This is a genomic window from Brevibacillus brevis (genome assembly GCF_031583145.1).
In the GTDB taxonomy this organism is placed as follows: domain Bacteria; phylum Bacillota; class Bacilli; order Brevibacillales; family Brevibacillaceae; genus Brevibacillus; species Brevibacillus brevis_E.
Map to the genome: position 1 here is coordinate 4,524,457 of NZ_CP134050.1, position 17,929 is coordinate 4,542,385.

15 protein-coding genes, 2 pseudogenes and 1 riboswitch are annotated in these 17,929 nt (G+C 52.7%); of the genes and pseudogenes, 4 read left to right on the forward strand and 13 right to left on the reverse strand.

All coding sequences use genetic code 11. The features are described from left to right. Positions 1-209 precede the first annotated feature (209 nt). Positions 210-899 carry a class I SAM-dependent methyltransferase gene (locus tag RGB73_RS22580; protein ID WP_310764967.1) on the forward strand — a complete coding sequence of 230 codons (690 nt, stop codon included), beginning with the start codon at positions 210-212 and terminating at the stop codon, positions 897-899. Between the two features lie 203 nt (positions 900-1,102). On the opposite strand, the gene RGB73_RS22585 is transcribed toward RGB73_RS22580, so the two are convergent. The 3 genes from RGB73_RS22585 to RGB73_RS22595 form a co-directional block, all read right to left on the reverse strand. Next, positions 1,103-2,530: a hypothetical protein gene (locus tag RGB73_RS22585; RefSeq protein ID WP_310764968.1), complete on the reverse strand. Its 1,428-nt coding sequence runs from the start codon at positions 2,528-2,530 to the stop codon at positions 1,103-1,105. 355 nt (positions 2,531-2,885) lie between these two features. Then, a riboswitch (cyclic di-GMP riboswitch) is annotated at positions 2,886-2,969 on the reverse strand. 120 nt (positions 2,970-3,089) lie between these two features. After that, positions 3,090-4,037: a methyl-accepting chemotaxis protein gene (locus RGB73_RS22590; protein ID WP_310764969.1), complete on the reverse strand. Its 948-nt coding sequence runs from the start codon at positions 4,035-4,037 to the stop codon at positions 3,090-3,092. 27 nt (positions 4,038-4,064) lie between these two features. After that, the gene (locus RGB73_RS22595; RefSeq protein WP_310764971.1) at positions 4,065-4,817 is read right to left on the reverse strand and encodes a hypothetical protein; all 753 of its coding nucleotides are present in this window, start codon (positions 4,815-4,817) and stop codon (positions 4,065-4,067) included. 86 nt (positions 4,818-4,903) lie between these two features. On the opposite strand from RGB73_RS22595, the gene RGB73_RS22600 reads away from it, so the two are divergent. Beyond that, positions 4,904-6,316: an RsmB/NOP family class I SAM-dependent RNA methyltransferase gene (locus RGB73_RS22600; protein WP_310764973.1), complete on the forward strand. Its 1,413-nt coding sequence runs from the start codon at positions 4,904-4,906 to the stop codon at positions 6,314-6,316. Between the two features lie 90 nt (positions 6,317-6,406). Here RGB73_RS22600 and RGB73_RS22605 read toward each other — a convergent pair whose 3' ends face one another. The 4 genes from RGB73_RS22605 to RGB73_RS22620 form a co-directional block, all read right to left on the reverse strand. Beyond that, a complete protein-coding gene (locus RGB73_RS22605; protein ID WP_310764974.1) occupies positions 6,407-6,646 on the reverse strand; it encodes a hypothetical protein in 240 nt (79 codons plus the stop codon). Between the two features lie 97 nt (positions 6,647-6,743). Next, positions 6,744-7,406, reverse strand: a complete 663-nt coding sequence (locus RGB73_RS22610) for a LysE family translocator (RefSeq protein WP_310764975.1) — start codon at positions 7,404-7,406, stop codon at positions 6,744-6,746. Positions 7,407-7,410: 4 nt separating this feature from the next. Then, complete coding sequence (locus tag RGB73_RS22615; RefSeq protein ID WP_310764976.1) at positions 7,411-7,845, reverse strand: Lrp/AsnC family transcriptional regulator; 435 nt, start codon at positions 7,843-7,845, stop codon at positions 7,411-7,413. 216 nt (positions 7,846-8,061) lie between these two features. After that, positions 8,062-9,543 (reverse strand): DEAD/DEAH box helicase, encoded by a 1,482-nt coding sequence (locus RGB73_RS22620; protein WP_310764977.1) that lies wholly within the window; start codon positions 9,541-9,543, stop codon positions 8,062-8,064. A gap of 1,206 nt (positions 9,544-10,749) precedes the next feature. On the opposite strand from RGB73_RS22620, the gene RGB73_RS22625 reads away from it, so the two are divergent. After that, on the forward strand, positions 10,750-11,973 hold the full coding sequence (locus RGB73_RS22625; RefSeq protein ID WP_310764978.1) for a cytochrome P450: 1,224 nt from the start codon (positions 10,750-10,752) through the stop codon (positions 11,971-11,973). A gap of 148 nt (positions 11,974-12,121) precedes the next feature. Here RGB73_RS22625 and RGB73_RS22630 read toward each other — a convergent pair whose 3' ends face one another. The 4 genes and pseudogenes from RGB73_RS22630 to RGB73_RS22645 all read right to left on the reverse strand — a co-directional run bounded on the left by RGB73_RS22630 (position 12,122) and on the right by RGB73_RS22645 (position 14,843). Next, entirely contained in the window at positions 12,122-12,829 is a 708-nt protein-coding gene (locus RGB73_RS22630; protein WP_310764979.1) for an SDR family oxidoreductase, read from the reverse strand. A 199-nt stretch (positions 12,830-13,028) separates the two neighbouring features. Next, positions 13,029-13,254, reverse strand: a pseudogene (locus RGB73_RS22635) (MFS transporter); the annotation flags it as partial. Between the two features lie 143 nt (positions 13,255-13,397). Next, positions 13,398-13,871: pseudogene (locus RGB73_RS22640) on the reverse strand (SDR family oxidoreductase); the annotation flags it as partial. 15 nt (positions 13,872-13,886) lie between these two features. Further along, positions 13,887-14,843 carry an alpha/beta hydrolase gene (locus RGB73_RS22645; RefSeq protein ID WP_310764980.1) on the reverse strand — a complete coding sequence of 319 codons (957 nt, stop codon included), beginning with the start codon at positions 14,841-14,843 and terminating at the stop codon, positions 13,887-13,889. A 192-nt stretch (positions 14,844-15,035) separates the two neighbouring features. On the opposite strand from RGB73_RS22645, the gene RGB73_RS22650 reads away from it, so the two are divergent. Next, on the forward strand, positions 15,036-15,587 hold the full coding sequence (locus RGB73_RS22650) for a TetR/AcrR family transcriptional regulator (protein WP_310764981.1): 552 nt from the start codon (positions 15,036-15,038) through the stop codon (positions 15,585-15,587). A 181-nt stretch (positions 15,588-15,768) separates the two neighbouring features. On the opposite strand, the gene pepV is transcribed toward RGB73_RS22650, so the two are convergent. Beyond that, on the reverse strand, positions 15,769-17,205 hold the full coding sequence (gene pepV, locus RGB73_RS22655; protein ID WP_310764982.1) for a dipeptidase PepV: 1,437 nt from the start codon (positions 17,203-17,205) through the stop codon (positions 15,769-15,771). After that, on the reverse strand, positions 17,192-17,923 hold the full coding sequence (locus RGB73_RS22660; protein WP_310764983.1) for a GTP pyrophosphokinase: 732 nt from the start codon (positions 17,921-17,923) through the stop codon (positions 17,192-17,194). Before RGB73_RS22660 ends, pepV begins: the two co-directional genes overlap by 14 nt. Between the last annotated feature and the right edge of the window lie 6 nt (positions 17,924-17,929).

Genomic DNA, 17,929 nt, shown 5'->3' on the forward strand with positions numbered 1-17,929 from the left:
TCCGTTTTTCACAAATGGAATTGTCCCTTTTTTTGGATGATTGGGATTATTTTGTCGTTACCTTGAGAGTACATTGGAAACGCTTACTCGTGCAAGAACACGGAATAACGCGAAAACGCACAGACGCTTTCATTGGATAAAGTACGCAATCGAGCGTTTGCTTGGTACAATATGGATACCCAAACGGGCAAGAAAGGGGCAGTCCAACCATGAGCGAATGGAGTACAAAAGCTGCGGAGCAATGGGACCAATTTGCTTCAGACTGGCATTCGAACAGCGATACTATGTGGGAAAAAGGAAGTCGGCGTACCATCCTGCCTTTTTTTGAGCGCCAAGTGTCGCCTGCAGACGGTCCCATTCTCGATGCAGGCTGTGCGGATGGCTACGCAAGCTGCAAGCTGGCCACCCTTGGATACAACGTTGAAGGGGTAGACATTGCCGGGGAAATGATTCGCCTTGCCAATGACCGGGCAAAACAGGCCGGGTTGGCTATTCCCTTCCAGACCGGGGATATCAGCCGATTGCCTTTTGCGGATGACACGTTCGCCGGCGTCCTGTCCATCAACGTAGTCGAATTCACTCCGTCTCCACTGAAGGCGATTCGCGAGCTTCGGCGTGTGCTTATACCCGGAGGAGTTCTTGTGCTCGGCATCCTGGGGCCGACGGCTGGTCCCCGCGCTCACAGCTACCGCCGTTTGTACGACGAACAGACGATCCAAAACACGATGATGCCATGGGAAGCCAAACAGCTCGCTACGGAAAACGGCTTTCAGCTTCTGGAGGAAGAGCCTGTCTACAAGGAAGGCGTGACACCTGACATCGCGGGCCGCCTTCGGGTGGAGCTGCGCGAGGCTGTCAGCTTTTTGACCGTGTTTGCTCTCCAAAAAGTCGAAGCCTGACCGCTCACCCGCCAGGCCGAGCGCAGGATCGCAATCCGGAAGAAAATTTTCCCTTTTTATAGCAAAATATGCAAAACATGTATTCGAACCTCCCTTTCGGAAAAACAGGCGGCCGCATGATAGAGTGCTGCCTCCCACACAAGAAAAGGGCAGCCTTCTCGTCATCGTATGACGTGAGACTGCCCTTTTTGGCGCACTTCGATTTAATTCGCCGGAAGATACGCTACATTGTTTTGTTTCATCCAGGCCAGTTTGCTCTCAATCAGCCTGGTGATCGTCGGCTCCTCGATGCCGTGCAGAAGGACGTAGAGTCGCTGTGTTTCCAGCAGGTCATTGTAGGTCAGGTACGGGTAATCCGCCCTCCCGAAGCTGCCGTCCGGGAAATAGGCGTAGTGCAGGTCGCCGTTGGCCAAGATCCATTTGCTTCCCAGATTGATGACCCCCGCAAGCATGATGTCTGCCAGGTCCTTATCAGTAGGATTGCCAAATTGCAAATAGCTGGCATACAGGAAGTTGATTTCGGCGAGCTGGTGATTGAGGGACACATGGGTCTGCGCATCCCGGCCGACGGAGGCGTAGTCTGCCACCAGCCACCCTGGCGTGAGTCCTTCCACGACGTAGTGATTGCCCACGGCATGCTGCTGGAAAAAAGCAGCGTATTTTTGTGCCGAACCGCAAAAGTCCGCTTCCTGGTATTGCACGCAGCCTTTGAGCATCAGATCCGCCGCGCCTGTATTGAAACGCGTATCGTAAAAGCCTTCGGGAATTCCGTAGTCTCCGCTCAGCCATTGAGAACGGGGCAATGACTTCCAGTACCCTGTCTGTTCTTGCTGTTTCAGGCTCGCCTTCAGCATCACATAGCCCATATTGTGCGCCGCGTCGCTCCCTCCTGTGTAGAGGAATGAGCGCAGTACATAGTTTTCCGGAATGCGCCAGTAGGAGGTTTCGGTGTACGGCTCATAGGTCGAAGGGCTTTTGTAGTAGTAGCCGTCGTACAGCCACTTGGCATTGTCCGTCACATCCAGCGTGAGCCAAATTTTGTCCAGGGACTCTTTTCCCCAGGCCACGAGCGGCTCAGCCGATTCCAGCGCCCACATCTCGCTGACATGGCCGGCTCTCACGGGCAAATCGATTTGCAATTCGTAGCCGTAGGCCGACCTTTTCACGTAGACGGACGGGGCCAGCTCCCGTTTTTCGTCAATCGTCCCTCTTCCGACAGGAACGTAGACGATCGGTTTTCCCAGCCAAATCGTCTTGCCGGCGGTCTCGATAAAACCGGAGGCTGGCGGCAATGCCTGGACGTCACGCAGGTTCACGGAAGCCCAATACGGCTGCCGCGACTCCGACAACGCCCGATAGCGAAAGGTGACATCCTGCCCTTTGATGGGAACGGTGATCCGGTACGGCTTCTCGGTTTGTTTCGCTGTAATTTGGTGGATCCAATAAAAATCGCCGTCGCCAAACGTGTATTGCTGCTTCTTGTGAATCCCGCCTTTCACCGAATCGGTGCTCTCCTTCTCGATCGGCTTTGTCCAAGGGTTCGGGCTGGCAATCGCGTCGATATCTCCCGAAAATAGAGCGGTGACTGCGGCGATAAACAAGATGAGAATAATGCGTCCTCGCTTGATCATGTCATCCCCCTGTTCATCGATTCTTTTCTTGCGGATGTGCCCCAGACCCAAAAACGTCCTTCACCTGTATGACTGGGGTGAAGGACGTTTTGTTACAGCCGCCATGCTAATTATAGTAATTTTCTAACAATTTTACCGTTTTGTAACCATTTCTCTTCGCTGATCCTTTATAATGGTTGGATTTTGATCGTGTCACTGCCCTATTCCGCTTCAAGGATGAGCGAACGCGTTTTAGAGAAAGGTTGTCCATGGTGGATCAGGATCAAGGTCGGAGAAGCTTATGTGTCCCGATTCAGCAAAAAAAGCGGCTCCCTTTGTCAGGAAAGAGCCGCTTATCATTTTATAAAACCTGCATATTGGCAGCCCGGCTCCCCCGGCAATCACGCACATGCTCGTGGCTTTGCGTCGCCCCATTTCAATGGGTTTGCCCGTTCATTGCGAAATCTGACATGAATTTCCATCCATAGAAATGACGTCGTTTTCCGTACTTCAGACCAAACATGCATGGAGCATCGAATGAAAGTTTTCTATAAGTCCCTGTTTTACACGGGTTAGGTGACTACTCGGCCAACACTTTCTTCACTTCTTCGCAGCTTGCTTGCAAGAGTCTGTGAACTTCCCGGGTTTCCCTCACGTGGCTGGTAAGGCCCGCGTCCAACTCGTTCAACAGCCGGATGGCTTCGTTCACCTGTCCGGATACTTCATCGGCGAATTGTTTTTGGTGTTCGATGATCGTCCCTACCGCGGAGACTTCTTTGTTCACTTCGTGGAAGGCGTTTACAATGCCCTCCATCTTGGAAGAGGCATCCTGACTGATGGCCAGGCCGTTCTTGATGGCCGCACTGCTTTTTTCGCTGTTGGCCAGCGCTTCTTTCGTCTCTTCCTGAATTTTGCCGATCAGCTCGGCGATCGACTTGGTCGAGTTGGCCGTCATCTCAGCCAGCTTGCGCACCTCGTCTGCCACGACTGCAAAGCCTCTTCCCTGTTCCCCGGCGCGTGCCGCTTCGATCGCGGCATTGAGCGCCAGCAGATTGGTCTGGTTGGCGATGTCGCTAATGACCTTGACGATGCTCGTAATTTCCGACGAGCGATCCTCCAGCCGGCTCATGGAACGGGATGTACGGACAGAATCCTCGTCCAGCAGACTCATCACTTCCACGACTTCCGTAATCGCGGATTTGCCGGCTTCCGCCCTCTCCATCGATTGCCGGCAGATAGCCGACAGGCGGTCCCCTGTTACGTGGAGCTGATTCGCCGATTCATCGTCACTTTCGTTGATGCGCTTGATATTTTCGACCACGATTTTCATCTGGGCTGCCAGATAGGCGAGTTTGTCATGCTGGTCGTTCACTTCGCCGTTTTGAGCGAGGAGCGCTCCCATCTGCTCATAGATGGCGAGCAATTCCTCCCGTTGCTGTTCATGGCTGTTTTCCTCGGCCGCTGGCACGGCCACTGCTGTCGCTGCTGTCTCTTGCTGTGCCGATCCTCTGTCCTTTTTCCAAAACATGTCTCCACTCTCCTTTGGCGTGATCCATTAATCTTCGCGACGGGCAAACGCTCGTGATTCGATGATGCCTGGATGCTGTTTTGCCAATGTCAGCAGGTTTTCCAAAAAGTAATAGTGCCCCTCCAGCAGCTCCACGTCTTTTCGCTCAAACTTCTTCGCCTGCAAGTACTGCTGCATTTCCAGGGCGTAGCGTTCCAGCTTGTTGTGGAAGTCGTTGGCTCTCAGCATTTGTTCCACTTCGGGGTATTCCGACCGCAATCGGCCTATTTCACTGTATACCCTGCTGCCTTCCAAAATCGTCTGGTAGGCGATTCGCTCCAGGGAAGCGCCCGTAGCTGCCTCCTGTTGCGCACGGTCCTCGCGCAAAGCGGACAAGTACGTGATAAAATGGTAGACAGTCAGGAACAAAGGGCCTAAAAATAAGATGATCCCTGCTTTGTAGACATGCTGATTGGACAAGTTGCTGATGAGCAGGAACAGGTGAAACAGAATCGCTCCCAGCCAAACGTAGATAATGACCTGGTGATTGATCTTCCCTGCCTTTTGGCCACGCGAAAAGACAAAGGTAAGACCCAGCAGGTAAAAGGCGAGCAAGGTAAAGCTGGCGGAAAACAGCGCCATCTCCATTTCCTGCAGCCAATCTGCGTCGACGGGAATCTCGATCAATAATTCAAAAGCGAGCACCAGCAGTGAGAAAAGCAACCCCATGATCCAAAACCGGCTGACTTCCGAGTCGTTCCTCCGCCGGGAGCGGTAGCGTTCCGCACGGGATCCCTTCATATATGCTCTCACCTCATTCTCTAAGATTCGCCATGATTCTCTCTTTTCCTCTCCCAATCGGCCATTTTTTGACAACGGAGGCTACCATGATACGACCATTACCTTCTGCCTTTACAGAACGCATGCAAATGCTGCTGAAAAACGAATACGACGCGTTTGCCGCCTCGTACGAACAACCGGTTTCCCACGGATTGCGCGTCAATCCCTTGAAGATCGCCAGGGAGCGATTTCTTGAGATCACGCCGTTTCCGCTGACCCCTGTGCCTTGGTGCAAAAACGGCTTCCGCTATCCGGAAGGCGCGCGGCCTGGCAAGCATCCTTACCACTCCGCCGGCTTGTACTACCTGCAGGAGCCAAGTGCCATGTCGGCTGCGGAGTGCCTGGAAGCGCAGCCCGGCGAGACGATTCTGGACTTGTGCGCGGCCCCTGGTGGCAAGTCGACGCAGCTCGCCGCAGCCTTGCAAGGACAGGGCCTCCTCGTTGCCAACGAGATCCATCCGGTGCGCGCCCGGGCGTTGTCCGAAAATCTGGAGCGATGCGGCGTGCGAAACGCAATCGTCACCAACGAAACGCCTGAGCGGCTCATGGAGAGATTTCCGCAGTTTTTTGACCGGATCCTCGTCGATGCGCCCTGCTCCGGCGAAGGGATGTTCCGCAAGCTGCCGGAAGCCATCGACGAATGGTCGCCGGAAAAAGTGAACGAGTGCCATCGGATGCAAATCGAGATCCTGGACGCAGCCGCCGCCATGTTGAAGCCGGGCGGGACGCTGGTGTACTCCACCTGCACGTTCGCTCCGCTGGAAAACGAGCAATCCATGGTAGATTTTCTCGAACGGCATCCGGAGTTTGCCCTCACTGTGCTGCCAAACCGCGCGCACTTCTCCAGCGGCATCCCGCAGTGGGGGACGCCGGAGACACCGGACTTGACGCAAACGGCTCGGCTGTGGCCCCATCTCCTCGACGGTGAAGGACACTTTCTCGCCAGACTGCAAAAAAGCGATGAGGCAAAAGACATCGACTCCCCCAAAAGAAAAAAGGAAAAGCGCACCGCTAAATCCGTACCCGCCGGGCGCAAGGAAGCGATAGCAGCATGGCGCAGCTTTGCCGACGATGCCCTGCCCCGCTTTTCCCTGCCTACCGACAACGATGCAGCCTTCGTTCTGTTCGGCGAGCAGCTCTACTTTACACCCGCCCCGGTGGTGGATGTAGAAGGAATCAAGGTATTGCGCGTCGGTCTGCACCTCGGCACCGTCAAAAAGAACCGCTTGGAGCCGAGCCATGCCCTGGCGCTGGCGTTGACTGCCGAGGAAGCTGCCAGAACCGCTTCCTATTCGGCGGACGATCCCGATTTGCTCCGGTATTTAAAGGGGGAAGCCCTCAGCCGGGAAGGGGCGAACGGCTGGACACTTGTAACGGTAGACGGTTATTCCATCGGCTGGGGCAAACAGACGGATGGTCAATTGAAAAATCATTACCCCAAAGGATTGCGCTGGCTGTAGTTTATGCAAAAGAAGCCCACGGACAGCGGAGAGGCGGGCTGCCTTCCGATTTCGTGGGCTTATTCTTTCGTTTTTGGCTCAGTGCGCGTGCTATCTCCCTCTACGGGACTGGTTGTCGACGACTGTTAGGGAGCCGTTTTTGATATAGCGCAAGATTTTGGACACGGAGATGCCGGTTGCATTGGCAATTTGCATCGCATTCGAATTCGGGAAGCTCCTCACATAATTGCGAATCATCCGGTATTCGTCCCGATCGTTTTCCCCGCATACCTTGCACGTGTAATCATACGGGCTCATTTCACTTCCGCACTTCAGGCATCTGTCCGTCATCACTGTTTCTCCTTACACCATGTACTTGGCTGTTTTGCGCGCGAAGGGGTCACTCCTCTCTATATTACCCACATTTCCCCAAGGGGAAAACCACCTTTCACGACGACCACGCATTCCACAGCAGAATCAAGGCGAACCCGATGAGTGCCACCCCCACAAGGATATTCAACCGTTTCAGCCAGACAGGCTCAAGCCATCTCGAAACATACGTCCCTAGCGCGCTGACGGCCGTCAGAAATGTCAGCGTAGCCAGTATGCAGCCCGTGGCGAAAGCGAGCAAGGTTCCTTTGTCCGCAAGGGCCCGGGAAGAAAGCAAGGAGCCGAATACGCCTGCCCAGAACAGAATGGTCAGCGGATTGGCCAGCGTCAAGACGATCCCGTGAGCAAAGCTTTCCCGGGCTCTCGCTGCTGCGGCGCTTTCCTTTTCCCACGAACGAGCGGAGCAGGTTCCGTAGCTGGCTGCCGCTGCCTGCGCGATGGGTGTCACTGCCCTGGAGCGAATGCTGCCGATTCCAAACCAGAGCAAGACAAGTGCTCCGCCGGCCATCACGATTGGTTTGACCCACCCCACCTGCAGCAGGACGCCGAGCCCCAGAATCGCTCCCGCCATATAGCAAGCATCCATTAATGCGACACCCAGGGCCACCCAGCACGCCTGCCAAAAGCCAAAGACCAGGGATCGCTGCAGCACCGCGATGCAGACCGGACCGACGGACAGTTGAAGCAGCATTCCAAAGAGCCAGCCGTTTACGAGCGCCATCCGTTCACATCTCCTCTTTCATCGTCGAGAGGACGATCATCGTGTTGGTCTTGGCCACGCCCTCGATCTGCTTGATGGTCTGCGAGATCAGCTGTTCCAGCTCTCTGGTGCCGGGGAGCGCCACTTTCAGCAGGTAGTCGTACGATCCTGCCATGTGGTGGCATTCCAGCACGCTGTCGGTCGCGAGAATCCTTTCGCGAAAGCCAACGATATGTTCCGGCCGTTCCAACTCCACCATGATAAAGGCGAGCAAATGCAGTCCGGTCTGCTCCCGATTGAGCCGAACCGTAAAGCGCTCGATCATCCCCGAATCCTCCAGCTTGCGGATCCGTTCCGCGACAGCCGGCACCGACAAGTGCACCCGCTTGCTGATTTCCGAGCTGGTCATTCTCCCGTTTTGCTTCAGCAGCCGCAAAATTTCTTCGTCCACCCGGTCCATCCGCTTCCCTCCTTTTCTTTCCATTATACGGAAGCGTAAAGTATTTAGGGAAATTCTACCGAGCAACCGTAAAAATATAAGAAATTTGCTGCACTTCTTATATTTTTTATGTAACCCTCCCGCTACTGCCCGCTCCTCCTAAACTTTTTACGCATGCAAAAAACCGCCCGCATCCTCACTGGATGCGGACGGTCTTCTCTTGGTGCCTGCATGAGCCTAGCCTCTCGATTTGCCCTTTCCCGCAGACGGACGGGACGGCCTTCCTCCCTGACCCTTGCCAGGTTTGCCTGCTCCGCCTTGGCCTGCTTTGTTGGCCGGATTTGCCTTGCCGGTTTTGCGGGCGGCGATCGCCTCGGCGCGCTGGCGGTTTTTCTCGTATTTCGTCTGCAATTCATCCAGCTCGCGGGCCAGCTTCTTTTTGTAGCCTGGTTTGACCTTCGTCTTTTTCTTCAAGGCTTCACGGACAGGAGCGAACTCTTTGTCTTTTTCTTTCTTTTGTTCTTTCTGCTGCTGTTCGCGCAGTTGGATGAAGTGGGCTTCCCGCTCCTCGGCGCGCTGGCGGCGGCCTGCGTCCAGATGGCGGCCGGCTTGCAAAATCCGTTCCTCGATGGAAGCCTTGGTCGCCTTGGCGAAACGTCCCATCAGGTTCTTTTGGCGCGGGGAGATGAGCGAAATCGCCTTCCCTGTCTGCCCTGCTCGTCCCGTCCGTCCGACGCGGTGAATGTAGCTCTCCACGTCATTCGGCAGGTCGTAGTTGATCACGTGCGTCACGCCTTCTACATCCAAACCGCGGGCCGCAATGTCCGTCGCGATCAAGTATTGGAAACGAATATCGCGGAACTGCCTCATGAGCTGTTCCCGCTTGTTTTGGGACAAATCGCCGTACAGCGCCTGGGCCGCTAAACCGTTTTCCTGCAGGCGGGCCGTCAATTGCTGGACGCGCACCTGCGTGTTGGCGAAAATGATGGTCAAAAACGGCTGCTCTTGCTCCAGCACGTCGACGAGCGCATCAGTCTTGTCGCTCTGGTTGACGACGTAATAAAACTGCTCGATGCGCTCTACCGTTTTTTGTTTTCCTTCGATCTTGATGTGCGGCGGCTGTTTCATGAAACGATGCGCCAGTTTTTTCACCAGATCCGGCATAGTCGCCGAAAACAGCAGCACTTGACGCTGCGTGGGAGTATGGACGATCACTTGCTCGACGTCCTCGAGGAAGCCCATCTCCATCATTTTGTCCGCTTCATCCAAAACCAGGGTAGAGATGCGGCCGAAGTGCAGGGATCCACGCTTCATATGGTCCAGTACGCGACCTGGGGTGCCGACTACGATATGGACGGTTTCCTTCAGCTTGCTGAGCTGCCTGTCGATATCCGTACCACCGTGCAGCGAGAGGACATTGACATTCAGGTGCTTGCCGAGCTTCTCGACTTCCTTGGCAATTTGAATCGACAGCTCGCGGGTCGGCGTCAGGATCAGGGCTTGAATGTCCCGTTTTCCCTCTTCCAGACGCTGGAGGATCGGGAGCATGAACGCAGCGGTTTTCCCGGTCCCGGTCTGCGCTTGTCCGATCACATCCTTGCCTTCCAGAATGAGCGGAATCGCTTCTTCCTGAATGGCGGTTGGTTCTTTATAGTACAGGTCTTGAATCCCTTGCATCAGCTCCGGTCGAAACCCAAAAGACGCAAACGATTTTGCCATGGTATCCACTTCCTTTCACATCACAAGCGGCCTTCTTCGCTGTACCTCGAACTGCATGGACAGCAGGTGGCGAATATGGGCCTTTCCTCAGGCGATGTTCCGTCGCGCCTGAAATCCTATCCTACCTATACTAAAGGACTCGTTGTAAAAAAACAACTGAACTCTCCGTGTTTGTAAAAAGTCCGCGGGTAGAGCTTCGTTGTCCTCCCTCTGCTCGCTCGAACTTTTGTGCCGGGGGCGGAAAAACGGGAAAACGCTCCAGGTTAGTAGGGACACTGCGTAGGGGCTTCTCTGGCCGGCTCCTCTCCAAAAGGGGAACGGCGGCCAAAGTTGTCGTCTCAATGAGGCTTCTCATGGGTGGCCGCTCAGGCGTGTTCCCCTTTTTCCGCTCCGCCTGGGTCGTGTCCCTAATACCTTCGCTTTTTTCCCCTTTTTCCTGGACAGCAGGGGTGCTTGGACGAGCTTTTTCAGCTTTGTTTAAAAGCACTTTTTGCAAAATCATGTGTAGGTATCGCTTTGTTGTCTTCTCCCTTTTCGTTCAGACCTCAGTGCCGGGGGCGGAAAAACGGGAAAACGCTCCAGGTTAGTAGGGACACTGCGTAGGGGCTTATCTGGCCGGCTCCTCTCCAAAAGGGGAACGGCGGCCAAAGTTGTCGTCTCAGAGAAGCCGCTCATGGGTGGCCGCTCAGGCGTGTTCCCCTTTTTCCTGGACAGCTGGGGTGCTTGGACGAGCTTTTTCAGCTTTGTTTTAAAGCACTTTTTGCAAAATCATGTGTAGGTATCGCTTTGTTGTCTTCTCCCTTTTCGTTCAGACCTCAGTGCCGGGGGCGGAAAAAGGCGAAAACGCTCCAGGTTGGTAGGGCCACTGCGTAGGGGCTTCTCTGGCCGGCTCCTCTCCAAAAGGGGAACGGCGGCCAAAGTTGTCGTCTCTAGGAAGCTTCTCATGGGTGGCCGCTCGGGCGTGTTCCCCTTTTTCCTGGACAGCTGTGGGTTTGTCGCGCTTTATCAGCTTTGTTTCAGGGCCTTTTTATTAAGGATTTCCAACTTTGGCTTTGTTGTCTCTTGACTCGTCTGGGCTTCTTTCCACTTCGCCAGCTGGTATTTATTGCAAGCATGAAAATCTCTTGCAAATGGAAAAGTGACTACAGGAGTCCGATTTCTGGAATACGATCGGGGTCGCTCAGAATGATACGGGGAGGAAGCAGGATGGCAACGGAGCAAACGATTCTTCTGCAAGAAATATCGAATCTACGATCAAGGCAGGCGCAATGGAATCCGTACGGTTGGTACAAAGAAATGCGGGAGAACCAGCCTGTCTATTACGATGCCGAACAGGATGTCTGGAACGTGTTTTTATACGACCATGCCAAACGTGTGTTGTTTGATCATGAATACTTCTCCAACAAAAAGGAACGCAGCTTCATCCCCATTCCCAGGATCATGGACAACCGGAGCAACGTCAATTTTGTCGATCCGCCGGAGCACCGAAATCGACGGGCGCTGCTGGCCAAAGCCTTCACTCCGCGCACCTTGGAAGCGTGGGAGCCGCGTATTCAAACCATCGTGGACGAATTGCTCACAGAGATGGAAGGACACTCCACCGTTGACATCGTAGAGAAGCTGGCCATCCCGCTCCCGGTTACGGTCATTGCGGAATTGCTCGGTGTTCCGACAAAGGATCGTGTGAAGATAAAAACCTGGTCGGACATTCTCTTTCTTCCCTATGCGAAAGAAACTTTTGAGGACACGGCTGCAAAAAAGGGGCAGGCTATGCAGGAGTTTCACGAATACCTGTATCCGATCGTGGTGGACAAACGGAAGCATCCCGCCGATGACATCCTCTCCGATTTGACGAAAGCCGAGCTCGAGGGGGAACGATTGACGGATCAAGAAGTGGTCATGTCCGCCATCGGGTTGCTCGGCGCGGGAAATGAAACGACCACGACCCTGATTTCCAATACGTTTTATTGCATGCTGTTTGACAAGCCGGCAGTATATCAGGAGCTGCGATCTGACCTGTTCTTGGTTCCCAAGCTGATCGAGGAAGTGCTGCGATTCCGCTTCCCTTCTACGAATGATCGCAAGGTGGTACAGGATACCAACATTTTCGGGCCGGAAATGAAGAAAGGGCAAATGATCATGGTGTGGACGGGGGCAGCCAACCGGGATGAGACTCATTTTCCCCACGGGGAGGAATTCGATATCCATCGCCCCGGGAATCAGCACCATCTCACATTTGGCGCGGGCCCCCATTTCTGTTTGGGCGCCCCGCTCGCTCGCATGGAAGCAAACATCGCGATGACGTCCTTTGTGAAACGGTTTGCGGATATTCGTCCGGTGGAAGGCTTTGATGTTCTCGAGCACTTGACCGATTCGCCGATGGGGCAAACCTTGAAGAGCTTGCCTATTTGGGTCGAGCATCAGCGATAGCGGCAATTCGTTCGGCTTGGAAAAAGCCCCTCTCTAGTTATACCAGCAAAGATGTGGCCTCGGATTTTCACGGGGTCGCTTTTTGTTCGTCGATCATCAAGTTCTGGACAGGCCGCTGTTTTTAAATCGGCAGCTTGTTCCCATCTGATCACCAATCTGTTCGTTTCCCATCTTTGAAAAATTCTCCGTTGGGTCCATCTGGTCCAATCATCGCTAACCAAACAATAGACTCGGCGGCTTGCCTGGGGGTTTTTGGAGCTGAGGGTCCCCCCATATCTGTACGTACCCATCCCGGATCGACCGCATTTATTTTGATGTCACCAGCGATTTCTGCAGCTACCAATCGTGTCAATCCATTCAGCGCAAGCTTCGACAACTTATAAGCGCCTACTCCTGGATATGACATTTCCCTCATCGCCCCATATTCGGAGGAAACATTAACGATTCTTCCATAGCCTTGCTTTTCCATGAGAGGAAGAAAGTAACGGATCACATGGTAAGCCCCGAAGAAATTCGTTGCCATCGTTTTCTCCAATATGGATGGTTCCTGATTCATTAACGTTTCATTTCCATCCACATACACGCCAGCATTATTGATCAATACGTCTACTCTTCCAAACCGCTCATTTACGGTAATCGACGCTTGGCGTATGCTTTTTGGATCGTCTACATCCATCCCTACAAACGAAACGTCAAGATTTGATTCCGCAAGGGTTTGCGCAGCTCTTCGCCCCATTTCCGGATCCCGGCTTGCCAAAATCACATGAAACCCATTCAAAGCCAATTGTTTGACCAGTTCATATCCAATTCCCCGATTCCCGCCGGTGACAAGGGCAACCTTTTGATCCATCGACATCTTGCAACCTCCTTTTTGGGTGATACAGAAATTTGTTTTTCAGGACGATACATATAGGTTCTGAGTAGGATCGTCACGAAACTTGGGAGCAATGATGAGCTTAGGACGCACTCAAATATTGATTCATATTCGCCATGATTCCCCAGCAATATTCCCCAAATGAAAGTAAACTGACCGGTAAGGAATAACAGGATGTAAACAGCACCCTCTTGCGATTGATCCCGGAAAACAATAGCGGCATTGTTGGTCCAGATACAGCAATTGTAAGAGCAAAAAGGCTCACCTGCCATCCCGCTTTTGCTATGCTGACGTGATAGTGGTCAGCTAAGGAAGGCAATCACCCAATAACCCCCATTTCGATAAGTAAGATGCCAAAGACACCGATGGTTACTGTGAAAAATCAGCAAGTTATTTCGGTTCGCCATTAAATGGATCTCCTACTTTTCGTGACGTATCATTTTGTAGTTGCGTAAAGGAGAGCTTTCGAATGAAAAGGCTGTCAGGTCTTCCCGACAGCCTTCGCCTTAGAAAATATATCGTCACTACTATTATTTTCACCTTGTAATGATTACCCAAGTTGACTTGTTGGCCCAATTGTAAATTCATTCACGTTCGTATCTTCCGGCTGGTCTATTGCGAAGGCAACAATATTGGCGACTCGATCAGGTGAAATCCCATATTGTTCGTACAACGCAGTCATACCTGCCGAGACATTCTTATCCGTAATCGTCCCCTACAATTCCGTGTTGATCGCTGCCGGATAAATCGTTGCTGTTCGGATGTTCGTACCTGCTTGGGCAGATTCCATACACAAGACTTCCATTAAATCGCGAACAGCCCACTTTGTTGCGCCATAAACCGCACCCCCTGGGTAAGCTTTAAGCCCAGCTACTGAAGAAGTCGTGATGATATGTCCGGACTTTTGCGATATGAATGTTGGCAATACTGCAGCGATACCATTCAATACGCCTTTTATATTAACGTCCACCATACTGTTCCACTCGTCCGTTTTTAATTCGGAAAGAGGTGAATTAGGCATCACCAAAAGCGTCTTTCGCTACTTCTTCAAATTCTCGGTAAAGAATGCTTCCAACTTGTCAAACGGAATCACATCCGTCTTGTCGTACAAATCAACGTGTCCTGCATGTGGTACGATGTACAGCTCCTTTGGTTCTGCAGCCGATTCGTAAGCATCTTCACTAAAGTATCGTGAGTGAGCATGCTCGCCCACGATGAACAAAATCGGTCGCGGCGAGATCGATTTCATGTACGCAAGCAAGGGAAAGTTCATAAATGACATCGTGCTTGTCACGGTAAATTGGGTAATGGAGTTTGGGTGGTACCCACGAGGCGTAGAATAAAATTCGCCAAATTCACGACCGATGGGGTCAGTTTGATCATCAAATCCAATAGGTGCGCCTCGATCGGTCAGCGCTGGCGGATTGCCCTCAAATTCGGCGTAGCGTTGCTCGGCAACCGCATCGAGTATTCGGTTGCGATCTTCTTCGGTGAACGAGTCCTTAAAACCGTTGCGTGTCGAACGGGAAATATCGTACATGCTGACCGTAGCGATCGCTTTGATGCGCCGATCAACCTGCGCTGCACTGATTGCAAAACTACCGCTGCCGCACAGACCGATTACACCCATTTGATTTCGGTCTACAAATGGTCGCGTACCGACATAATCAACAGCTGCGCTGAAGTCTTCTACGAACAGGTCAGGCGAAGAAAGGTGGCGCGGCTCTCCGCTGCTGTATCCGTTGTACGATGGGTCAAATGCAAGAGCCACAAAGCCACGCTCTGCCATGTTTTGAGCATAGATACCGGAGCCCTGCTCTTTCACACCACCATAAGGCGCACCCACAATAACGGCTGCGTGTTTCTTGGACTCATCAAAATCTTTTGGCAAATAGAGATCTGCCGCAATTGTTATCCCAAACCTGGTTTTGTATGAAACGGATTTCCTGGTTACCTTATCGCTCAACCGAAAAATATAATTATCTATTGGTGACATATTTTTACTCCTCTCAAATTGTTTTTTATAAACCCAGCTTCTTGTGTATAATACACATTAGTCTATTAAGAAACACATATGTATTATCCCAATTCAAAGCCTGGCTTACAATGACCAGATTGCTTGAATTCGTGGATTAATACACACGCAGCAAAAAAATGTGTATTTATTTTAAAGAAACGGGGTTTCCAAATGTCAAAAGTGGATCGACGAATCATCAAAACGCAAGAAGCGATAAAAAAAGCGGTGATTGAATTGATGACTGAAAAAAACTTTGATCAAATTACGATACAAGACATCGCCGATAAAGCAGATGTAAGCCGAAAAACCATTTACCTTCATTACGTAGACAAATTCGACCTATTGGATAAGCTCATGGAAGAATCCATAAACAATCTCCGAAAAGTAAGCGAAACCGCTTGTGAAATGGAGTGGAGGCCGGCAACTCAGATCTGCTTTGAATACCTGGAAAGTCATTATTCATTTTTTTCGACGATGCTGGCCAATCAGGGAACGCCGTATTTTCGCAGTCGATTCCTGGAGTATCAAATCGAAGCGTTCAAGAATGAACTTCGCAAAACAAAAGCAAGAATGAACGAGGTCAGTGAGGAGGTGATTGTTCATTTTGTGGCATCGGCTTACGTAGGGGTAGTGGAATGGTGGATCGCAAACGGAATGCCCTATCCTCCAAATGTCATGGCAGATCAAGTGGGAACGTTGTTTGAAGTGATTTATGAATCTTGACAGCAGTCCGCCATGCCTTTTGGCGGAGCCGCGGTACCCAAAGGGCACAAGTCTCGCTAGCTCACCGTGTTCGAAGTCTCGCTATGTTGCCCTTATACTGAATGGCAATTTTATCAATTCCTATCGGTACAAAAAAGCGGGCATGCCCCTTGAGGGCACACCCGCTTTCCTTCCATTCCTGTTACTTTGCCAATTCATAGATGGCCTGAGCGTAGATCGCCGTAGCCTTGATCAAATCATCGACCAAAATGTATTCGTCCCGTTGGTGGGCGCTGTCCGGGCGTCCGGGGAACAGGGGACCGAATGCGACGCCTACGTCCAGCGAGCGGCCGTACGTCGCACCGCCGATGGCGATGATGCCGGCCTCTTCTCCGGTCTGCTCCGCGTAGACGCGTTGCAAGGTCGTCACCAGCGGATGGTTCGGATCGACGCGGTGAGGAGTCAAATGCTCGACCACTTCCAGAACAAACGCCGCTTTGGCGGCATGTGCGGAAAGGACGGATGACCACTCGTCAAACGTGACCGAATGCGGATAGCGAATGTTGAGGCGGAAGATCGCATCGCCCTCGGCGTCGTACTCCAGCACGCCGGTGTTGAGGGTCAGGGGTCCCATTTCTTCGTCGTGACGAGCAATCCCCAGCGCCTCTCCGTAATGCTGGCGGTACAGGTATCGGTCCGCGAAACGAACATAGCTCGTGGCGCGAGTATCCAGTGTGAGCGCATGCAGGAAGTGAATCAGCTCCGTTCCAGCGTTCACGCCTTTTCCCGGATCCATCCCATGTACGGATTTCCCTTCCATTTGCAGAACGAGGCGGCCATCCGTTTCCTGAACCGAACCGGTTAGTTGATGATCCTCCAGATGCTGACGGTATCGCTGGGCGATCGTCTGAGCGTCCAGCCCTTGCGGCACGAGGACCGCTTCCGCTTTGTCCGGCACCATGTTCATGCGCAGGCCCGCCTGCAGCCGGACGAGTTTCGCCTGTACGCCGTCCGCTTCCGGCAGCGCTTTCGCTGCGAAAGCAGCTGGTGTTTGGCACAGCGTCAGATCGGTAAGTCCCTTCTCCGCGTAGATAAGCGGAAAGTCCGCATCGGGAGTGAAGCCCATCGTCGGCATTTCTTCCGTTTGAAAATAGGTTTTGACGCACTGCCAGTTCGATTCCTCGTCCGTGCCGAAAATGAAGCGTACGCGCTTGGACAAGGGAAGTCCCAGCTCCTTCACGATTTTGGCGGCAAAAATGGCGGCCATCGTGGGGCCTTTGTCGTCAATGGCACCGCGCGCCACCAGCTTGCCCTCCACGATCTCGGCTGCATAGGGCGGCGTACTCCAGCCGTCGCCCTCCGGAACGACATCCACGTGGCTGAGAATCCCGATCAGCTCGTCGCCCTCGCCGAATTCGGCATGCGCTGCATAACCCCCTACGTCTTTGATGGTCATGCCCGCCTCTTCGCACACCCCGAGTGCAAAATCCAACGCCTGCCTTATACCCTCGCCAAACGGGGCCCCTTCCCTCGCCGTTGACGGATCGAGCACGCTTTTGATTTGCAAAAAGGACTGTGTCGTCTTGATCAGATCCTCTTTGCGCTTGAGCGTTTCTTCCAGCCAATTAATGGTTGTCATCGTCGTGTTCTTCCCCTTCGCTTTTGCTCATATTCTCCATCCCGGCATCGATGTCGAGGTCCAGCTCTACCAACGACAGCAGAGAGTCCATCGGCACTTCTTTTTTCGTAAATTCGGCCTGCGCCTCTTTGATCTCTTCGCGAATGTTGTTCATTTCGCTGTCCAGCTTGTAGGAAGCCTTGGCTGCTTCGAACAGCCGCTGGCGGATGTTGGATGGGATGATGCCTTCGTATTTGTAGTTCAAGGAATGCTCGATGGTCGCCCAAAAATTCATCCCGAGCGTACGTATTTGAATCTCTACCGGAATGGTCACCTGTCCGCCCGCCATCATGATCGGATACTCCACAGCCAAATGGTAGCCGCGGTACCCGCTCTCCTTCGGTGTCGACACGTAATCCTTTTCCAGGTAGACGCGCATGTCGCCGCGCTTGCGAATCATTTCTACGACAGCGGGAATGTCATCGATGAACTGGCAAATGACACGTACTCCTGCGATGTCGCGAATTTCCCAGCAGATGTTTTCATCGATCGGAAATTGCAGGCGGTTGGCCTTGTTATAAATGCTCGGGATGGATTTGACCCTCCCGACGGCGAACTCGATAGGTGAATGCTCCTTGCGCTTGCGGAGCTCGTTACGGATATTTTTAATTTTGACTTTGATTTCTTCGACAGCTTGCTCGAACGGCAGCAGATATAGTTCCCAGTCTAGTTTGTGCACGCTTAC